This window comes from Nonomuraea sp. NPDC000554 (genome assembly GCF_040300065.1).
GTDB lineage: Bacteria > Actinomycetota > Actinomycetes > Streptosporangiales > Streptosporangiaceae > Nonomuraea.
Window position 1 is genome coordinate 293,841 of record NZ_JBEPDC010000003.1, and the last position, 17,825, is coordinate 311,665.

The 17,825-nt window shown below is 71.8% G+C and carries 18 protein-coding genes; 8 read left to right on the top strand and 10 right to left on the bottom strand.

Translation table 11 applies throughout. The features are described 5' to 3' along the window. The first annotated feature begins 49 nt into the window (after positions 1 to 49). The 6 genes from ABT294_RS07805 to ABT294_RS07830 all read left to right on the top strand — a co-directional run bounded on the left by ABT294_RS07805 (position 50) and on the right by ABT294_RS07830 (position 5,643). Positions 50 to 946 (top strand): Gfo/Idh/MocA family protein, encoded by an 897-nt coding sequence (locus ABT294_RS07805; RefSeq protein WP_350804307.1) that lies wholly within the window; start codon positions 50 to 52, stop codon positions 944 to 946. A gap of 50 nt (positions 947 to 996) precedes the next feature. After that, positions 997 to 1,656, top strand: a complete 660-nt coding sequence (locus ABT294_RS07810; RefSeq protein ID WP_350804308.1) for a polysaccharide deacetylase family protein — start codon at positions 997 to 999, stop codon at positions 1,654 to 1,656. Next, positions 1,653 to 2,555 carry a glycosyltransferase family 2 protein gene (locus tag ABT294_RS07815; RefSeq protein WP_350804309.1) on the top strand — a complete coding sequence of 301 codons (903 nt, stop codon included), beginning with the start codon at positions 1,653 to 1,655 and terminating at the stop codon, positions 2,553 to 2,555. The genes ABT294_RS07810 and ABT294_RS07815 overlap by 4 nt, the downstream gene beginning before the upstream one ends. Continuing rightward, positions 2,552 to 3,556 carry a GNAT family N-acetyltransferase gene (locus tag ABT294_RS07820; protein WP_350804310.1) on the top strand — a complete coding sequence of 335 codons (1,005 nt, stop codon included), beginning with the start codon at positions 2,552 to 2,554 and terminating at the stop codon, positions 3,554 to 3,556. Before ABT294_RS07815 ends, ABT294_RS07820 begins: the two co-directional genes overlap by 4 nt. Positions 3,557 to 3,808: 252 nt before the next feature. Then, positions 3,809 to 4,996 carry a glycosyltransferase family 4 protein gene (locus tag ABT294_RS07825; protein ID WP_350804311.1) on the top strand — a complete coding sequence of 396 codons (1,188 nt, stop codon included), beginning with the start codon at positions 3,809 to 3,811 and terminating at the stop codon, positions 4,994 to 4,996. Further along, a complete protein-coding gene (locus ABT294_RS07830; RefSeq protein ID WP_350804313.1) occupies positions 4,993 to 5,643 on the top strand; it encodes a class I SAM-dependent methyltransferase in 651 nt (216 codons plus the stop codon). The genes ABT294_RS07825 and ABT294_RS07830 overlap by 4 nt, the downstream gene beginning before the upstream one ends. 1 nt (position 5,644) lies before the next feature. On the opposite strand, the gene ABT294_RS07835 is transcribed toward ABT294_RS07830, so the two are convergent. After that, positions 5,645 to 6,490 carry a glycosyltransferase gene (locus tag ABT294_RS07835; RefSeq protein ID WP_350804315.1) on the bottom strand — a complete coding sequence of 282 codons (846 nt, stop codon included), beginning with the start codon at positions 6,488 to 6,490 and terminating at the stop codon, positions 5,645 to 5,647. A 28-nt stretch (positions 6,491 to 6,518) separates the two neighbouring features. Here ABT294_RS07835 and ABT294_RS07840 point away from each other — a divergent pair, with 28 nt between their 5' ends. Continuing rightward, on the top strand, positions 6,519 to 7,067 hold the full coding sequence (locus ABT294_RS07840) for a dTDP-4-dehydrorhamnose 3,5-epimerase family protein (RefSeq protein WP_350804316.1): 549 nt from the start codon (positions 6,519 to 6,521) through the stop codon (positions 7,065 to 7,067). A 25-nt stretch (positions 7,068 to 7,092) separates the two neighbouring features. Then, positions 7,093 to 8,109, top strand: coding sequence for a hypothetical protein (locus tag ABT294_RS07845; RefSeq protein WP_350804317.1), 1,017 nt, complete (start codon positions 7,093 to 7,095; stop codon positions 8,107 to 8,109). Here the strand turns inward: ABT294_RS07845 and ABT294_RS07850 are convergent. The 9 genes from ABT294_RS07850 to ABT294_RS07890 all read right to left on the bottom strand — a co-directional run bounded on the left by ABT294_RS07850 (position 8,072) and on the right by ABT294_RS07890 (position 17,825). After that, complete coding sequence (locus ABT294_RS07850) at positions 8,072 to 9,433, bottom strand: O-antigen ligase family protein (protein ID WP_350804318.1); 1,362 nt, start codon at positions 9,431 to 9,433, stop codon at positions 8,072 to 8,074. The two genes, ABT294_RS07845 and ABT294_RS07850, sit on opposite strands and share 38 nt — an antisense overlap. A gap of 3 nt (positions 9,434 to 9,436) precedes the next feature. Next, on the bottom strand, positions 9,437 to 10,147 hold the full coding sequence (locus ABT294_RS07855) for a YveK family protein (protein ID WP_350804319.1): 711 nt from the start codon (positions 10,145 to 10,147) through the stop codon (positions 9,437 to 9,439). Positions 10,148 to 10,149: 2 nt separating this feature from the next. After that, entirely contained in the window at positions 10,150 to 11,112 is a 963-nt protein-coding gene (locus ABT294_RS07860; protein WP_350804320.1) for a hypothetical protein, read from the bottom strand. Between the two features lie 164 nt (positions 11,113 to 11,276). Continuing rightward, on the bottom strand, positions 11,277 to 12,173 hold the full coding sequence (locus tag ABT294_RS07865) for a 2OG-Fe(II) oxygenase family protein (RefSeq protein ID WP_350804321.1): 897 nt from the start codon (positions 12,171 to 12,173) through the stop codon (positions 11,277 to 11,279). Positions 12,174 to 12,209: 36 nt separating this feature from the next. Continuing rightward, positions 12,210 to 13,100, bottom strand: coding sequence for a glycosyltransferase family 2 protein (locus tag ABT294_RS07870; protein ID WP_350804322.1), 891 nt, complete (start codon positions 13,098 to 13,100; stop codon positions 12,210 to 12,212). Further along, entirely contained in the window at positions 13,097 to 14,563 is a 1,467-nt protein-coding gene (locus ABT294_RS07875; protein WP_350804323.1) for an oligosaccharide flippase family protein, read from the bottom strand. Before ABT294_RS07875 ends, ABT294_RS07870 begins: the two co-directional genes overlap by 4 nt. A gap of 9 nt (positions 14,564 to 14,572) precedes the next feature. Then, the gene (locus ABT294_RS07880) at positions 14,573 to 15,544 is read right to left on the bottom strand and encodes a hypothetical protein (protein ID WP_350804324.1); all 972 of its coding nucleotides are present in this window, start codon (positions 15,542 to 15,544) and stop codon (positions 14,573 to 14,575) included. Further along, complete coding sequence (locus ABT294_RS07885; protein WP_350804325.1) at positions 15,541 to 16,809, bottom strand: DUF4910 domain-containing protein; 1,269 nt, start codon at positions 16,807 to 16,809, stop codon at positions 15,541 to 15,543. Before ABT294_RS07885 ends, ABT294_RS07880 begins: the two co-directional genes overlap by 4 nt. After that, positions 16,806 to 17,825 carry an NAD-dependent epimerase/dehydratase family protein gene (locus tag ABT294_RS07890; protein ID WP_350804327.1) on the bottom strand — a complete coding sequence of 340 codons (1,020 nt, stop codon included), beginning with the start codon at positions 17,823 to 17,825 and terminating at the stop codon, positions 16,806 to 16,808. The genes ABT294_RS07885 and ABT294_RS07890 overlap by 4 nt, the downstream gene beginning before the upstream one ends.

Consider the following 17,825-nt stretch of genomic DNA (forward strand, 5'->3'; position numbering starts at 1 on the left):
CCGTATATGACGGCAATTCGCCGCACAGTCGACAATCGGGGGAGAGTGCGTGCCCAGCTCAGACCTGTCGTGCAACCCGGTGGCCGTGGGACTCGTCGGCGCCGGACCGTGGGCCAGAGCGTTCCACGCGCCCGTCCTGGCCGCCGGGCCTGAGACCACCCTCGCGGGGGTCTGGTCGAGACGCCCCCAGGCAGCCACCGCCCTGGCCGCCGAGTTCGGCGTCCCGGCCTGCGGCGACTACGCGGAACTGCTCGGCTCGTGCGAGGCCGTGGCCTTCGCCGTCCCTCCGGACGTGCAGGCCCGCCTGGCCGTGACGGCCGCCCGCGCGGGCCTGGCGCTCCTGCTGGACAAGCCGGTCGCGCTCACGGTCGGCGACGCCGCCGCGCTCGCCGCGGCCGTCGAGGAGGCGGGCGTGGTGACGCAGCTCGTCCTGACCAACCGGTTTCGTCCGGCGGTGCGGGAGTTCCTGGCGCAGGCGGACAAGCTGGTCGTGACCGGCGCCCGCGCCTGCCAGCTCACCGGCCAGTTCCTGGACGGCACGTTCCAGCACAGCCCGTGGCGCGACCGTGGAGGCATCCTCTACAACACCGGCCCGCACGGCCTGGACATCCTGGACACCGCCCTCGGCCCGATCGAGGAGATCAGGACGGCGGGAGACCCCGAGAACTACCTCGCCCTCACCTGCCTGCACCAGGGCGGGGCGGTCAGCCAGCTCGCGCTCAGCGGCAAGATCCCCGGCATCGGCCGGCACACCGTCTACGAGCTGTACGGGCCGCATGGCGAGCTCAGGCTGGACTTCCGCGACCTCACCGGCGACTCCGCCCAGACCAGGGCCAACCTCCGCGCCGAGTTCGCCGCCGCCGTCCGCACCGGCGTCTCCCACCCCATCGACGTCCGGCGGGGCCTGCACCTGCAACGCCTGATGGCGGAGGTGCTCAACCTGTAACGGTCCAGAGGGCGGGCCGATACACAAGAGCTCGACTGGAAGTGGGGGTTATGGGAGCTTCGATCGTCAACCTGACCGTTCACGGCATCGGAGAGACAACCCGCCGCCAGCTCGATCCCGGCGAGGACGCCACCTGGGTCAGCGTCGCCCAGTTCGAGCAGGTGCTGGACGCCGTCGCCGACCGCCCGGGCATCCGGATCACCTTCGACGACGGCAACGCCTCCGACGTCGAGATCGCCCTGCCCAGGCTGCTCGAACGCGGGCTGACCGCGGAGTTCTTCGTGCTGGCCGGCCTGCTCGGCAAGCCGGGCAGGCTCACCCGCGACGGGGTCAGGGAGCTGGCCAAGGCGGGCATGCCGGTCGGCTCGCACGGCTGGGCGCACCGCGACTGGCGGCGGATCGACGAGCGCGCGGCCGTCCAGGAGCTGGCCGACGCGCACCGGGTCATCGCCGACCTGACGGGGCAGCCGGTCTCGCGGGTGGCGATCCCGTTCGGCTCCTACGACAGGCGGGTGCTGCGCAGGCTCAGGCAGGCCGGGGTCACCAGGGCCTACACCAGCGACAGCGGACGCGCCGACCCCGACGCCTGGCTCCAGGCGCGCAACAGCCTCGTCCACGACCTCGACGCCGGATGGATCGAGCAGGTGCTGAACGGAGGAGACCGGATCATGAAGCTCGCCGCCCGCGTCTACAAGCGGTTCCGCGGATGAGGGTCGCAGTGGTGATCGTCACCTACAACAGCGCCGACGTGGTGGGCGGCTGCCTCGACTCGCTGGCGGACGGCGCCCGTGGGGTGGAGCTGGCCGACGTCGTGGTGGCCGACAACGCCTCCGCGGACGACTCGGTGGCCATCGCGGAGAAGGGCGGGGCGCGGGTCGTCCAGCTCGGGCGCAACGCGGGGTACGCCGCGGCGGTCAACGCCGGCGTCGCGGCGCTCGACCTGGACGCGCTGGACGCCGTCTACGTCCTCAACCCGGACTGCCGTCTGCGGCCCGCGTCCATCGCACCGCTCGCGGGGGCGCTCACCCCCGGACGCGGCATCGCCGTGCCGCTCATGCTCAACCCCGACGGCAGCCTGCAGCCCTCGCTGCGCCGGATGCCCACCATCTGGCGGGCCGTGGTGGAGGCGCTGATCGGCGGGCTGCGCGCGGGCCGGATCGGCAGGCTGGGCGAGCTGGTCACGCACCCGCGCGTGTACGAGCGGGCGGGCGTGGCGGTCTGGGCCACCGGCGCCGCCATGCTGATCTCCGTGGCCGCGCTGCGCGCGACCGGCCCGTGGAACGAGTCGTTCCTGCTCTACAGCGAGGAGACCGAGTTCTGCCTGCGGGCGGCCGACCGCGGCTGGGTCACCTGGTACGAGCCCGCCTCGGTGATCGAGCACATCGGCGGCGACTCGGCGGTCAACCCGATGCTGGCCGCGCTGCTCACCGTCAACAAGGTGCGGCTGTTCCGGATGCGCAGGGGGCCGCTGTCGGCCCTCGCCTACTACCTGGTCGTCGTGTCGGGCGAGGCCGTGCGCGCACTGTCGGGGCGGCGCACCTCGCGGGCGGCGCTCGCCGCGCTGGTGCTGCCGTCCCGCCGGATCACCACGCTGGAGGGTCCACGATGAGGCTGGTGCCGTTCGACGAGCTGGGCACGGCGGAGCTGGACGCCTGGCACACGCTGCGCGCGAAGAACCCGCAGCTCGACAGCCCGTACTTCCACCCCTCGTTCGCCGAGGCGGTCCACGCGTGCGGCACCCCCGTCACCGTCGCGGTCGGGGACGGCCTGGACGTGCTGCTGCCGTGCCACCGCGACGGCGGCCTGCTGCGCCCGGCGGGCTGGCCGGGCGCCGACTTCCAGGCGCCGATCCTGGCGCCGGGAACCGCGTTCGACCCGCTGGCCCTGCTCACCGCGGGTGTCCGCGCGTTCGAGTTCGATCACCTGCTGGAGTCCTGCCCGGGGTTCGGGCCGTGGGTCGTCACGCGGCGGCCCTCGCCGTACCTGGACACCTCGGGCGGGCTGAGCGGCTATCTCAGCCGCGCGTCGCGCAGCGGCAAGGAGAACATGGGGCAGGCCCGCCGCCGCGCGGCGCGGGCGGAGCGCGAGGAGGGTCCGGTCACGTTCGTGGCGGACTCGGCCGACCAGGCCGACCTGGAGCAGTTGATCGCGCTGAAGCGGGCGCAGTACGCGGCGACGGGCGCGCGCGACTACTTCGCCTCGCCGGGGCGGCGGCTGCTGGTCCAGCGGCTGCTGCGCACGCGCGAGCCGGACTTCGGCGGGCTGCTGTCGACCCTGCGGGTGGGCTCGCGCCTGGTCGCCGCCCATTTCGGGCTGCGCTCGGGCGGCGTGCTGCACTGGTGGTTCCCCGTGTACGACCCGGCCTACGCGCGGCTCGCGCCCGGCTGGATCCTGCTGCGCGAGCTGGTGGCGGCCAGCCCTCAACTCGGCGTCACCCGCATCGACCTGGGACGCGGCGAGGACGAGTACAAGCGCAGGGCCAGGACCGGCGAGGTGGAGGTCTGCCAGGGGCTGGTCACCAGGAACCCGCTGCGGCTGGGGGCGCGGGCGGCACGGGAGTCGCTGAGGCGCAATCCCTGGCTCCGCCGCACCCTGGGGAAGCGCCCGTAACGTTCCAATCGACGTTTCCGACATACCAGCCGGGGGGTCACATGACGATCAGCGGACCCGCGTGCCGCACGGCACGCGCCGCCTCGACGGGAGACGGGATCGCCGGGTTATATCCGGAATTATCGGAAAAGGCATTCCACGCCCCCGCCACCGAAAGAGCGCAACGCACCACTCATTCGTCTCTTTCTTGGAAAAGAGTCGTCCGCCTGCCCGACGCCGAGCGGCGGCGGGCCCATCAGGGAATCGTGGGCCTTGCCAAGTAGAAGAGCACTCATCCTGGTCGAGAACCTCTCGGTGCCGATGGACAGGCGGGTCTGGCAGGAGAGCACGGTCCTGCGCGACGCGGGCTGGGAGGTGCACGTCATCTGCCCCCAGGGGGCCGAGCGCGACACCGAGCCGTACGCGCTGATCGACGGCGTCGCCATCCACCGCTACCCGCTGCGCGCCGCCACCGGCGGGCCGCTCGGCTACCTGCGCGAGTACAGCGCCGCCCTCTGGCACACCTGGCGCCTGTCCAGGCGGGTCGGCCCGGTGGACGTGGTCCACGCGTGCAACCCGCCCGACCTGTTCTTCCTGCTGGTCCGCGGCAGGCTGGCCCGAGGCAGGTTCGTCTTCGACCAGCACGACCTGGGCCCTGAGCTGTACCTGTCGCGGTTCGGCCGGGGCGAGGACTGGCTGTACCGAGCCGTGAAGTGGCTGGAGCGGCGCACCTACCGCAAGGCGGACGTGGTCATCTCCACCAACGACAGCTACCGCGAGATCGCGCTGACCCGCGGCGGCAAGCGGCCGGAGCAGGTGTTCGTGGTACGCAGCGCGCCCCAGCTCGACCGCTTCCGCGAGGTGCCCGCCGACCCCGCGCTCAAGCGCGGCAAGCCGTACCTGCTCTGCTACCTCGGCGTGATGGGCCCCCAGGACGGCGTCGACTACGCGCTGCGCGCCCTGGCCAGACTCCGCGACGAGCAGGGCCGCACCGACTGGCACGCGGCGTTCATCGGCGACGGCGACACCTACGAGGCGATGATCGCGCTCACGGCCGAGCTGGGCCTGTCGGATCTGGTGACGTTCACCGGCCGCCTCGGCGACGACGGTCTGCTGCCGTACCTGTCGACCGCGGACGTCTGCCTGGCGCCCGACCCGCTCAGCCCGCTCAACGACGTCTCCACGATGAACAAGATCATGGAGTACATGGCCATGGGCCGTCCCGTCGTCTCGTTCGACCTGCGGGAGGGCCGGGTGTCGGCCGGCGAGGCCGCGCTGTACGCGCCCGCCAACGACGAGTCGGCGTTCGCCAAGCTGGTCTCCCGGCTGCTGGACGACCCGGACGAGCGCCGCAGGATGGGCGAGATCGGTCGCGCCCGGGTGAGCGGGCCGCTGTCCTGGGAGCACTCCAGCAAGGCCCTGGTCGCCGCCTACGAGGCCGCACTCAAGGAGCGTGGATGAACCCTTACACGTGGTTGCGGCGCAACGCGGCCAACCTGCTCTACGAACGCAGGTACGGCGTGCGCACGGCGGAACGGGTGGACCTGGAGGACATCGGCCTGGCCGGCGAGGACCGGGTCTACTACGCGGCGCTGAACTGGCGGGCGCTGCGGCGGGCGCTGCCCGTGCGCGAGGTGACGGGCCAGGACGTGTTCATCGACTTCGGCTCCGGCATGGGCCGCGCCCTCGTCCAGGCCGCGTCCTACCCGTTCAGGCGGGTGATCGGGGTGGAGCTGTCGGAACAGCTCACCGAGATCGCCAGGCAGAACGTGGCCGCCATGCGGGTGCGGCGCCGCTGCGGCGAGATCGAGCTGGTCGCCTCGGACGTGCTGGAGTACGACATCCCCGACGACGTGACCGTGGCCTTCTTCAACAACCCGTTCCGCGGCCAGATCTTCAGCAACGTCATCGACCGGCTGCTGGTGTCGGTCGACAGGAACCCGCGCCGGGTCCGGATGGTCTACGGCAACCCGGCGGAGGAGGAGTACCTGCTGAGCACCGGCCGCTTCGAGCACACCGGCACGATCGTGACGCGGCGCAACGACCCGCTCGGTCCGCCGTTCGGCACGATCAGGACCTACGAGGTCCTGCCGAAGCCCGGCGCCTGACCTATGCGCCGACCGCTGGCCTGCTGCTGGTGTCGCGGCCCCAGCTCACCTGCCGGTTGCGCCGCAGCCGGGAGGCGACCCGGTCGACCATCAGCACGGCCAGGTAGCAGGCGGCGTCGAGCGGGCCGGCCTTGCGCTGCCGGACCAGGGCGGCCAGCATGCCCAGCCGCAGCGGCTGCGCGGTCACGGGGCGGCCCAGCTCGGCGAGCTGACGGTTGCCCAGCCGCACCCGCACGCGGCGGCGCAGGTGGGCGGCGACCGAGCGCGCCGGACGGACGCGGGTGCGCGCGCCGGGCACCGAGCGGCGCTCCTCCGGCGCGAAGCCGGCGTGCGCCCAGCCGTCGTCGGAGATCACGTCGGGCAGCGGGAAGACCCTGGCGTGCCCTTCCTCGCTCAGCGCGTAGCAGCCCACTCCCGCCAGCCCCCGGCTCGGGGCGACCAGCGCGTCGTGGACCCGGTGCAGCCTCCTCGCGACGGGGCCCGCGCCGTCGAGGTCCCAGCCGGGGGTCGGCGCGCAGGCCAGCACTCCGGGCTCGGCCAGGGCCGCCACCAGTGCCCGCGCGGACTCGCAGGTCAGCTCCACGTCGGCGTCGAGGTACAGCCGGGGAAACGTACGGCAGGCCGCGTCGCCCAGGCGCAGCGCGTTGGCCTTGCCCGGCTCGGGGGTCTCCAGGACCCGGACGCCCGCGCCCCTCGCCACCTCGGCCGTGCGGTCGGTGCAGGCGTTGGCGACGACGACGACCTCGAACTCCCCCGGTCGTGCCCCGCTGAGCAGCTGGGCCAGGCCCGCCGCGATACCCGCTTCCTCCTCGTGCGCGGGGATGACGACGCCGGCGATCGGATCCACCCGTGCTCCCTTCGGAAGGAGAACCACCTTGAGAGTAGAGCGAGCGCCTCTGGAAGGGGTACTGCTCTTCGTCCCGACACCGCATCGTGACGATCGAGGCCTGTTCACCCGGACGTTCGACGCCGCCGTGGCCGCCGAGCACGGGCTGGACGCGTCCGTCTTCGTCCAGGACAGCCAGTCGCGCTCGCGGCAGGGCACGATCAGGGGGATGCACGGACGCTCCGGGCGCGGGGAGGCCAAACTGGTCAGGTGCGCTCGCGGCGCGATCCACGACGTGCTCGTGGACATCCGACCCGGCTCCCCCACCTTCGGACGGGGACACGCCGTCGTGCTGGACGACGAGTCGTTCGTCACCCTCTACGTGCCTCCCGGGTTCCTGCACGGCTTCCAGGCGCTGACCGGGCAGACGGACGTCTGCTACCGCATCGACAGGGAGCACGACCCGGCGGAGGACCTGGCCGTCCGCTACGACGACCCCCAGCTCAAGATCGAGTGGCCGCTGCCCGTCTCCGCCGTCAGCACCCGGGACCTGTCGGCGGGGTCCTGGACGGATCTGCTCGACACCCTCGCCCGATGAGGGCCTGAAAGAGAATGGTCACGAGATGCGGCAGTTGATCACAGGGCTGGCCCTGCTCGTCGCGGTGGCGGCCTGCACGCCCGCGGGCGGCGAGAGCCCGTCGGCGGCCCCCGCGACCGTGACGGTCACGGTGACGGCGTCACCAGGAGCCCCGGAGAGCACCCCCGTGAGCGCCCCGCCGTCAGGCGGGACGGTGCGGCCGACGCCGAAGCCCGCCGACAAGCCGACCGCGTTCGGCCCGCGGCAGGTGGTCGCGCCCGACGGCCGCACCTGCCCCGACCATCCGACGCCCGCGTGCACGGGTGCGCCCCCCGGGCTGAAGCTGCAGAAGATGCCGCTCAACGACGGCAACGCCTACCGGGTGACGGTGCCGGGCAGCACGCTCGACGGCGTCTACGTGCCCGGCGACCTGGTGATCCCGGTCAGCGACGTGGTGATCAAGAACAGCGTGATCGACGGCACCATCTTCGCCTACAAGGACAACGTCCAGCAGCCGTACACGATCATGGACAGCACGGTCGGGCCCGCCGAGGGCTGCAACAGCCTGCCGGGGGTCGGCGAGGGGCACTACACGGCGGCACGCGTGTACATCCGCAACCACGGCGACGGCTTCCGCGACTCCGGCGACGACATCGTCATCATGGACTCCTTCGTCGACCTGTGCTCCAACCCCGGCGACCACTCCGACGGCATCCAGGGCTACGGGGCGGGCCGCAACCTGTTCTTCGACCACAACACGATCGACCAGCGCGGTGTCGCCGACAGGACCGCGCCGATCTTCTTCCCCGCCAAGCAGAGCCCCAAGGCGGCCAACATCACGATCACCAACAACCTGGTGATCGGCGGGACGTACAGCATCCAGCTCCGCGAGATCGCGGGCAGCCTGATCGCGCGCAACAACATGATGGTCGACAAGACCTGGGACTACCTGCCCGTGGACGCCGACTGCGGCAAGGCCGACTGGAAGGACAACCAGATCGTCGAGATCGACCAGGCGTACCGGATCACGAAGACCGTGGGCCCGCTGCAGTGCACGGGTTAGCCCGCACCGAGCGCAGCAGCGACCCGGCGGCGCCGACCAGCACGAACATCAGCCCGGCGACGGTCGCGAACGACAGGAAGTCGAACGTGGCCGAGCTGATGATCGGGGCGACCATGCAGGCCGCCAGCGTCAGGCCGAGGTCCCTGACCTGCGGGTCGGAGCTGCGGCGGCGGGCGGCCAGCGCCACGAAGACCGCGCACACCATCATCCCCAGGAAGATCACCAGCCCGATCAGGCCGGTGTCGATGGTCACCTGCACGTACTGGTTGTCGAAGACCTCGTACTTCGGGACGTACCAGGTGCCGGTGCCACGGCCGAACAGGAGGTGCTGCTGGATCTCCCGCAGCGCGGTGGAGTAGTCGTGGGTCCTGCCCGTCACGCTGTTGTCGTTGAAGAAGTTGGCGAACAGGTCGTAGAACGTCCCGAGCAGCCCCGGCACGAACACCCGGATGAACGCCAGGAAGCCGAGCAGCACGCCGAGCGCCTGCCAGCGCAGCCGTCGCGGCCAGCCCGCCAGCAGCACCGCGCCGATCGCCACCATGCTCAGCACGGCCGACCTGGAGACGGAGAACATCAGCCCGACGGCGATCAGGCCGGTGCACAGCCACCAGCGCAGCCGCGGCTGCCCCCGCAGCGCGGCCATGCGCGCGTAGTGGACGCCCAGCGGCAGCAGCATCGCGCAGACCACGCCGAACTCGATCGGGTGCGCGGTCGTCGCCGCCACCCGGCGCACCGAGCCGCGTTCCAGCACGTAGACGTCGTCGTAGCTGAGCCGCAGGCCGGGGGCGGTCATGTACCGGGTGAGGTCGAAGCCGGTCAGGAACTGGATCGCGCCGATCACCGAGATGAGCGCACCGGCCACGACGGCGACCTTGAGCACCAGGTCGAGCCGGGCGAAGCCGCGGACCCCGTCGCAGACGAGCAGCCCGATGCCGAGGTTGGCCAGTACCAGGGCGATGGCGTGGTCGGCGAGGTTCAGCTCGTCCCTCGGCAGGTAGCCGGCGCTGGCGTAGCCGTAGCTGACCAGGTTCGACACCAGGAACAGGAACAGGGCGGTGCGGGCGGCGTTCCAGCCCTTGGCCGCGCCGAGCGTGGTGGTCAGGTGGGCGCACATCCACAGCACGAGCGCGCCCAGACCGATCAGCGCGGCCGGCGTGATGGACAGCGGCAGGCCCCTGACGATCAGCGCGGCCGGGGTGAGCAGCAGCACCGCCGTGTAGATGGCGGCCACGGTGGCGCCGTCGGCGCGCTGGCCGACCAGCTCGCCTCTGAGATCGACGATGCCGGGAGGCAGCAGCGGGCGGCGGGGAGCGGTCGTCACCATCCCTCAGTGCACCCGTTCCACGGGACGGACGTCCTCGACCGGGCCCTGTTCCGCCGATTCCCGCCTGGCCCGCCTGGCCACCGCGAAGCTCTCCGCGGCGAACCCGGCCGTGAGCGCCGCCATCGCGCCGACCACCAGCGCGATCAGCGCCGGACGGGACTTGCGGCCCTGCTGCGCCTCCGCGACCGTGGCGGGCACCACGTCGGTCATCACGATGTAGGTGGCGATCGGGGCCCGCACCTGCAGCTCCCGCTTGCGCAGCTCGGCGCGGGCCTGCCGGCTCACCTTGGCGACGATGCCCTGCGCCAGCTCGGCCGAGGGCGCCTCGGCCGAGATGTAGACGAACGGGCCGTTGGCCAGGTTCTCCACGTTCGTGGTGCCGTTGTTGACGTCCAGGACGACGGCGCCGCCCGGCGGGGCGCCCAGCTGGGTGGCCAGGTCCGGCGCGTTCAGCGCGGCGATGAGCAGCGAGGCGGCCAGGCTGAGCCCCCTGTCGGAGTTGAGCAGCGGGTTGATCTCGGGGTTCGGCTGGTCCTTGCGGTACGGCAGCGAGCCGCCCGTGGTGGGCGTGGTCAGCGCGATGACCGCGTTCGACAGGTAGACCGGCGGGACGCTCTGGTAGACCGCGAACGCGACACCGATCGAGAGCACGAACACGGGCACCACCACGTACCACCGCCGGACCAGCACGAGGACCGTGCGCCAGAAGTCCATCCTCAGCCCCTCGCGGAGAAGCGGGCCTGCCCGTTGTGCGGCGCCGTCTCGTCCACCACGACGATCGGGATGGCCTCCGTCGGGGCGTCGTCCGGGGGCTCGGGCTCGGCCTTCGGCGTGGCCTGGGGGGCACGGACGGCCCGGGGGATGAGATGGGGGGCGGTGGCGTCGCTGTCGGCGACGGGCTCGGCCGGCGCGGCGGGTTCGGCGGGATCAGCGGGGTCGGTGGAGTCGGTGGGGTCGACGAGCCGCGCGAGCGCCGACTCCGCGGGCCGGGCGGGCTGCGCGGCTTCGGCGGAGGCCGCCCAGGGGTCGGGCACCTCGTCCGCGGCGGCCTGCGGGGCGTCCGCCGCCCGGCGCGCGGCCCGCGACGCCCTGACCCGCAGCAGACCGTACGCCCCGCTGAGGCCGAGGAAGACACCGAGCCCGAACGCCAGCGCCGCCACCATCGCGCGGTCGGTGTAGGACGCCTCCGGCTCCGACTGCGGCACCACGTCCGTGATCCCGACGAAGGTGTTGGCGGGGGCGCGCAGGTTGCGCTGGCGCCAGTCCAGCTCGGCGGCGAGCCGCTCGCGGGTGCGGTGCACGATCGCGGTGGCCAGGTCGGGCGAGGTGCTCTCGGCCTCCACGTAGACGAAGGGGCCGTTCATGCCGATGAGCTGCGGCTGCGTGCTGCCGTCGTTGACGGTCAGCTTGGTGGGCCCGTTCTTGGGCGCGCCGACCTCGGTGCGCACCTCTTCCACGGTGAACGTCAGCACGAGGGTCGCCACGGCCGTGCGCAGGCCCTCGGTCTGCAGCAGCAGCGGGTTGGTGCCGCCCCTGGGCTCCAGCGGGTTGGTGTTGGTGATGCCGCCGTTGACGGGTGGCGCGAGCATCAGGATGGTGCTCGACACGTACCTGGACGGAACGATCAGGAACGCCGCCAGGGCGAGCACCGCGGCGAACGCGACGACGGGGGGACCCACAGCTCTTCGGCGGAGAAGGCCGAAGAGCGCCTTCCAGAATTTCACGAGTCAGCATCCCCCTCTGTAAGCGCCTCAGCGCCTACGCCCTGACATATGTACATCGTTGTGCCATCTCTGCTGTTACGTCCCTCGCCCGGGTGTCCGGGCGAGGGAGCCTGCCGGGGTCAGCCGGCCTTGGCCAGCGCCTCCTTCTCGTACTGCAGGGCGAGTTCCTCGGGCATGCCGCCCAGGTCCGCGCCGCGCCTGAAGTCGCGCAGCGTGGTGCCGCGGCAGGTGGCGTCCACGTTGGGGGCGCCGTTGCGGGCCGTCACGTCGTCGAGGTGCACGGTCCTGAAGTCGATGCTGAAACGGGTCGTGCCGGAGGTGTTCGGCACCGTGGAGTGCAGCTGGGCGCCGGAGAACAGCATGATCCCGCCGGGCTCCGGCACGACTCGGATCTGCGCGTGCAGGTCCAGCTCCTCCTCGGGTTTCGGCTGCTCCCTGGTGTCGCTGTGGACGTGCAGCGCGGCCTGGGGGCGGTCGACGGACGTCCAGACGGCGTAGTCGTAGCGCCCGCTGCCGTTGGCCACCGGCCTGTCGAAGTACTGCGGGTGCAGCGCGAAGACGTTCTCCGGCACCACGTCGTACACCGGGATCCACCAGTTGACCTGGCAGAACGGCGCGGCGTACCAGCAGTCCCTGTGCGCGTGGTAGGCGTAGGAGATGCCGGAGTCGAGGTAGTGGTCGGAGGTGGACGTGCGTAACCTCGGCACGTCGAAGTAGGTCTTCTCCTGGTCCATCCCCATGCTCCGCATCACCTCGGGCAGCAACCTCGCGCACTCGGGGTGATGGATGAACCTCGGTTTGAGCTCGGCGAGGAGCGCGGCGAACGCCTCGACGGGCAGCTCGTGCTGGGCCGTCCGCGGGTCGAGGGTGCCGAACGCCTCCGCGACCAGCTCCCGGGCGAACGCGACGAGCTCCCTGGACGCGGCCGTCGCCGTGTAGACGAACACCTCGCCCCGGAACAGCAGCTCGCGGCGCGCGTCGTCGTCAACGGAGCTGTTGCTGAAGACGGTGGTCATGTGGTGCCTTTCCCGTGCTTCCTCCCCCGAGATCCCTCACGACCGCCCTGTGACGATCGCGGACGCAAGCCGGGTGAGCTTGCGCCCACCCCGCCTGACGACCAGCCGCTGCCGCGCGACGTACGACCTGAGGACGGCGGCGCGGGCCCGGCGCCGCTGGTCGGAGGTGAGGCCGGCCTCGTCGAGGGCGCGCAGCAGCTCCCTGCTGAGCAGGATGTTCGCGAAGTAGCCGCGCCACGCGGGGAGCTGGAAGCGCCTGCTCATCCGGGTGGGCCGGGCCTTCAACCAGTTGCGGTGCGACAGCACCTCGTTGACGTGCGCCCACGGCCCCGCCAGCGCGTACCGGGCGGCGGCCAGCTCGTCCTCGCGGACCAGGACGGGCCGCGGGATCGCCGCGCCCACGCTGCGCCGCTGCATGCCGTACAGCGGGTCGATCACGGCGTAGCTCTCGGTGAGCAGCCTCAGCATCTCGGCGAACCGCTCGGCCGGGTCGTCGGAGCCGAGCGCGGCGCCCTCGTACCTGGCGGTGTGGGTCCTGCCCTCGCTGGTGTAGGACGTCTGGGCGGTGACCAGAACCAGCCGCTCGTCCGCCGCGAACGCGCGCAGCGAGCGGGAGACGCAGTTCGGCGCGATCCAGTCGTCGTCGCCGATCCACCGGAAGAACTCGCCCCTGCCCATCCGCATGGCCTGGGTGAAGTTCGCGACCGCTCCGACGTTCTGCGGCTGCCGGTGGTAGACGATCCGGGGGTCGCTGGCCGCGAAGTCGCGGCACAGCTGCTCGGTGCCGTCGGTGGACGCGTTGTCCGAGATCACCAGTTCGAGGTGGGGGTGATCCTGGCCGAGGACGGACAGAATGGTCCGTTCCAGCCGGTCGGCGCCGTTGTAGGTCGGCAGTCCGATGGTGACCAGGGCGTCCGAGGTAGTCATCGTGGATCCTTCGACAGCGACGGGACCAGCCTTCTGAGCTGGGTGACGGGCACGGCGGCCAGGATGTAGACGAGCAGCGCGCCACCGCCGGCGACGCAGAGACGCACCAGCGGGTCGCCCGCCACGAGCAGCCTGTCGAGCAGCGCGGCCACGCCGGCGGCCAGCAGGCCGGCGCCCAGTGGGCGGATCAGCTCGGGCAGCGTCCCGCGCAGGTCCACCCCGGCCCTGCGCAGGAAGAACGCCGCCAGCGGCAGCACCACGAGCAGCGAGACGGCGGCCTGCCCGATGGCGGCGCCCCTGATGCCGTCGAGGTGCGCGCCGAGGATCAGAGCCGGAACCAGCGCGATCCCGAACCCGAGGTTCATCCAGACGGTGGAGCCCGTCGCGCCCTGGGAGGTGAGCGCGTCGTAGGCGAGGGCGGCCAGCATCCGCACCACCATGACGATCGCCAGCCAGCGCAGGACGCCCGCCGACTGCCCCCACTTGTCGCCGTACAGGAACGAGATCAGCGGGTGGGCGAGCACGCCCATCACGACCGCGAGCGGCAGCACGGCGGTCACCAGCAGCGGGACGGCCTTGCGCACCCCCGCGGAGAGCGCCTCGGGCCGCTCCTCCGCCAGCCGGGAGAAGCCGGGGATGGCGACGTTGCGGATGGCGTTGCCGACCAGCCCCGGCACCCAGCTGGAGACGTTGAAGGCGAGCAGGAAGTAGCCCAGCCAGGACGCGCCCATGACGTTGCCGACCACGATGTACCCGGCGTTCTGCAGCAGGCTCTCCAGCCCGACCCCGGCCGCGGACGGAATGCCGAACGCGATGAGGCTGCGCGCGGTCGGCGCGTCGAACCCGACCCTGATCGGCATCCGGGCGGCGAACAGCACGATCACCCCGGTGACCACGGCCGCGGCGACCTGCCCCCAGGCGAAGCTGTACGCCCCCGCCCCTTCGGCGGCCAGGACGATGGCCACGGCCGCGTTCACCACGAACCCGGCGGCGACCGCCTTGGTGAGGACGTCCTGCTGGAACCTGCGCAGCAGCATGGCGCTGCGGATCGCGGTGAACCCCTCCACCAGGATCACCGCGGTCAGCAGCCGCACCACGGGCGTGGCGGCCTCGGACCCGGCCAACTGCGAGAACGCCGGGGCGCCCACCCAGAACAGCCCGTACATCGCCATGGCCGTCACGAACGACACCAGCGTCGCGGTGGGGGTCACGTCCTCCACCCGGCCGCGCCACTGCACGACCGCGGCCATGATGCCCACGTCCTTGATGGACATCACGAACATGGTTGCGGCGAGCGCGACGGCGTAGAGGCCGAAGTCCTCAGGAGCGAGCAGGCGGGCGAGCACCAGCCCCATGGCGAACGAGCCGAGCCTGGTCACCAGGTTGCCGAACAGCCCCCATCGCAGGCCGCGTCCGGCCAGCTTGCCGATCGAGCCGGCCGTGTCGCCCTGAACTCGCTCCATGTTCGCCCTTTACGACTCGTTGATTCGCTCGAGCCAGATCTCCCGCCAGAACGGGACGAACTCGCGCGGGCAGTTGACGCTGTACACGCCGCCGCAGACGACCTCCTCCAGGGCGATGCACGGGTTCTTCATCCGCAGCATCTCGCCGGTGCGCTCGTCCAGGCAGCGTTCGACCCTGGCCACCACCCGCGCGGTCCTGCCGCAGTGGCGGGCCATCTCCTCTTCGAAGCCCAGGCCCCGGTTGAGCCGGTCCTGGTTGAGCGTGCGCAGGATCTCCGCCTTGGGTTTGATCCGCACCAGCTCGCCCGGCTGCAGGTCGAGCGTGCCGGTCGGGGTGCTGCCCGTGGCCCCTCCCGGGACCCAGCCCCAGGACAGGCCGCCCCTGATCCACAGCCATCGGGGCAGCAGCCGCCTGGAGATCTTCTGGTAACGGTTGAACGCGGCGAAGAACAGCCCGCGCAGGGTGACCAGCACGCCCGTGTTGCCGGTGCGGACGTCGGCGACGTACTGCCCGACGTCCTTCAGCGGCAGGCACGACGGCGCGGCCCGGTGCAGCTCGGTGGCCTGGCAGGAGAAGCGCTCCTCCCCCTCGGGCCCCGGGGCCTTCCTGCTGTTGATCTCCAACAGCGGCAGCAGCCGCGGGTCGGGCGCGGGCTCGCGGTGCGGCGTGTCCGGCTCGACCTTCCTGACCCAGGCTTCCTTGAAGTAGAGCGAGCAGGCCGTCTGGCAGCCGCCGTGGCCCTGCCCGTCGCAGCGGGCGCCGGTCAGGTGGACGGCCCGCTCCATGCGCCGCATCCGGCCGTGCCCGATCGTGTCGCAGACCTTGTGCGCCACCTTGTGGACGGTCATCCGCTGCCCGCAGAACCGCGCCATCTCCGGCATGAACGGCAGGCTGTCCAGTTCGCCCTTGTCGTCGAGGGTGGCCAGGATCTCGGCCTCGCTGAGCACTTCCACGAGATCGCCGACTCGCAGGTTCGTCATGCTCGCTCCTTCAGGAGTCCCGCACCAGTGAGCGCGTCCGCGGCCTCGGCCACGACCGCGAAGGGCATGCCCGATCTGTCGGCGATGTCGAGCAGGGTGTGCTCTCCGTCGGAAAGGTTCAACACCCACAACATCGCCATCTGGGCCTGTTTCGTGTCACTCCTTCCGCCGAGCGAGCCGTAGAGGCCGCGCCGGCCCAGCTGCGGCTCGCCGTACGGGCTGAGGTTGACGTAGCTCCGGTCGCCCTCCAGCACCCTGGTGACCTGCCAGAGCGTCTCCAGGGTGTCGGCCAGCGCCTCGGGCGAGACGAAACCGGGGTTGTCGGCCGAGGTGTGGTACTCGGGGTAGCCCGCGTACGGGGTCCTGGTCAGGCTGCCGACCGGCAGGTCGAAGCCCGGCGAGCAGAACTGGCGCTCGTCGTAGCCGTACGGGGAGAAGTCGAGGACGGTGTGCGGCCGGCCCTTGAGGACGTGCGTGACGGCACGGTCGATCGCGGCGTCGCCGCGCCTGCTGCGCTTGTAGGTGAGCGTGCCGGGGTCGCCCGCGCAGGCCAGGGTGAGCCCGTGCCTGATCCTGCCGGTGTCGTTGCGGGCCAGCCAGGTGATCGCGCCGATCGTGCCCGGCGCGAACAGGAACCGGTAGGTGTAGTACGGGTCGGCGAGCCGCCCTGCCAGCGCCACGGCCACGGCGACGCCGGCGAGGTTGTCGTTGGCGAGCGACGGGTGGCAGACGTGGCAGGAGATCAGCACCTCGTCCTCGACCTGGCCGGGCACCACATGCTCGGCGTAGGTGAGGTGGCCGTCCTCCAGCGTCGAGTCGATGAGCACCTCGTAGGGGCCCTCGTCCATGGCGTCGAGAGTGCGCCGGCTGAGGCAGAAGCCCCACGTCTCGGCGTAGTAGCTGGTGCGGTACGGCACCAGATCCGGCTGGTCCGGCAGCGTGTGCAGGTGCGGACGCAGCTCGTCCAGCGTGAACACGCCGGAGACCGGCACGCTGTAGCCGAGCACGTGCAGGTTGGACGCGCGGAAGTCGACCACCCGGCGGCCCGAGGCGTCCTTGACGTACGCGTCGCGGATGTTCCACTCCCTCGGCACGTTCCAATCCAGGACCGGCGTCCCGGTGGGCACCTCCGAGACCGTCAGCGGCAGGTGCTCGCCGACGATCTCCAGCGTCCGCCTCACGCCGTCGCCCGTGATGCTCCGGCAGATGGGGTAGAGCCGCTCGATCAGGGCGAGCATCTCCGGCCCCGTCAGGATGCCTGTCATGGGCGCAGCGTCTCGTCGAGGGTGCCGACCGTGCGGCGGTCGGACAGCCGGGCCAGGCGGGTGAACATCCGGTCGAAGTCGTGCCTGCTCAGGCCGTACGTCCGGTACGCCCGGACGAGCTCGTTCGCGCCGTTCTTGACCGTCCAGCGGGCGGCGAAGCCGGGCAGCGCGGCCCGGACCCTGGAGAAGTCCACCCGGTAGGAGCGCGGGTCGGCGCCCGTCTCGCCGGTGATGCGCAGGACGGAGCCCGGCACCGCCTCCACCACCTGGGCGGCGATCTCGGCCACCGTCACGTTGTTCTCCTCGGTGCCGATGTTGAAGGCCCGGTTGTGCACGGCCTCGCGCGGGGCGGCGAGCGCCTGGGTGAACGCCTCGGCGATGTCCTGCGCGTGCACCAGCGGGCGCCACGGCGTGCCGTCGGAGAGCACCCGCACCTCGCCCGACAGGAAGGCGTGCCCGACCAGGTTGTTCAGCACGATGTCGGCGCGCAGCCTGGGTGAGAAGCCGAAGGCCGTCGCGTTGCGCATGAACACCGGCGTGAAGTCGTCGTCGGCCAGCGCGGCCACGTCGTCCTCGACCCGCACCTTCGACTCGGCGTACGGGGTGACGGGACGCAACGGCGCGTCCTCGCCGACCAGGTCGTCGCCGCCGGAGGCGCCGTAGACGGAGCAGGTGGAGGCGTACAGGAACCTGCGCACCCCGGCGTCGCGGGCCATCCTGGCCAGCCGGACGGACGCGCGGTGGTTGATGTCGTAGGTCAGCTCCGGCGCGAGCGACCCGAGCGGGTCGTTCGACAGCGCGGCCAGGTGCACCACCGCGTCGAAGCCCGCCAGCAGCTCCGGCGGGACGTCCCGCAGGTCCACGGCGTGCGTCGGCGGATCGGCCGGGCGGGGACCCAGCACGCAGTCGGCGAACAGGCCCGAGTCGAGGCCGCGCACCTCGTGCCCGGCCGCCGCCAGCACGGGGGCCATCACCGTGCCCAGGTAGCCCTGGTGTCCCGTCAGAAGTACCCGCAT

What these genes read in the sequence shown, in the direction of transcription:
- ABT294_RS07845 (WP_350804317.1), top strand. Translation starts at nt 7,093, where the DNA reads ATGCGGCAGTTGATCACAGGGCTGGCCCTGCTCGTCGCGGTGGCGGCC.
- ABT294_RS07820 (WP_350804310.1), top strand. Translation starts at nt 2,552, where the DNA reads ATGAGGCTGGTGCCGTTCGACGAGCTGGGCACGGCGGAGCTGGACGCC.
- ABT294_RS07890 (WP_350804327.1), bottom strand. Translation starts at nt 17,825, where the DNA reads ATGCGGGTACTTCTGACGGGACACCAGGGCTACCTGGGCACGGTGATG.
- ABT294_RS07870 (WP_350804322.1), bottom strand. Translation starts at nt 13,100, where the DNA reads ATGACTACCTCGGACGCCCTGGTCACCATCGGACTGCCGACCTACAAC.
- ABT294_RS07880 (WP_350804324.1), bottom strand. Translation starts at nt 15,544, where the DNA reads ATGACGAACCTGCGAGTCGGCGATCTCGTGGAAGTGCTCAGCGAGGCC.
- ABT294_RS07855 (WP_350804319.1), bottom strand. Translation starts at nt 10,147, where the DNA reads ATGGACTTCTGGCGCACGGTCCTCGTGCTGGTCCGGCGGTGGTACGTG.
- ABT294_RS07865 (WP_350804321.1), bottom strand. Translation starts at nt 12,173, where the DNA reads ATGACCACCGTCTTCAGCAACAGCTCCGTTGACGACGACGCGCGCCGC.
- ABT294_RS07810 (WP_350804308.1), top strand. Translation starts at nt 997, where the DNA reads ATGGGAGCTTCGATCGTCAACCTGACCGTTCACGGCATCGGAGAGACA.
- ABT294_RS07830 (WP_350804313.1), top strand. Translation starts at nt 4,993, where the DNA reads ATGAACCCTTACACGTGGTTGCGGCGCAACGCGGCCAACCTGCTCTAC.
- ABT294_RS07850 (WP_350804318.1), bottom strand. Translation starts at nt 9,433, where the DNA reads ATGGTGACGACCGCTCCCCGCCGCCCGCTGCTGCCTCCCGGCATCGTC.
- ABT294_RS07815 (WP_350804309.1), top strand. Translation starts at nt 1,653, where the DNA reads ATGAGGGTCGCAGTGGTGATCGTCACCTACAACAGCGCCGACGTGGTG.
- ABT294_RS07875 (WP_350804323.1), bottom strand. Translation starts at nt 14,563, where the DNA reads ATGGAGCGAGTTCAGGGCGACACGGCCGGCTCGATCGGCAAGCTGGCC.
- ABT294_RS07885 (WP_350804325.1), bottom strand. Translation starts at nt 16,809, where the DNA reads ATGACAGGCATCCTGACGGGGCCGGAGATGCTCGCCCTGATCGAGCGG.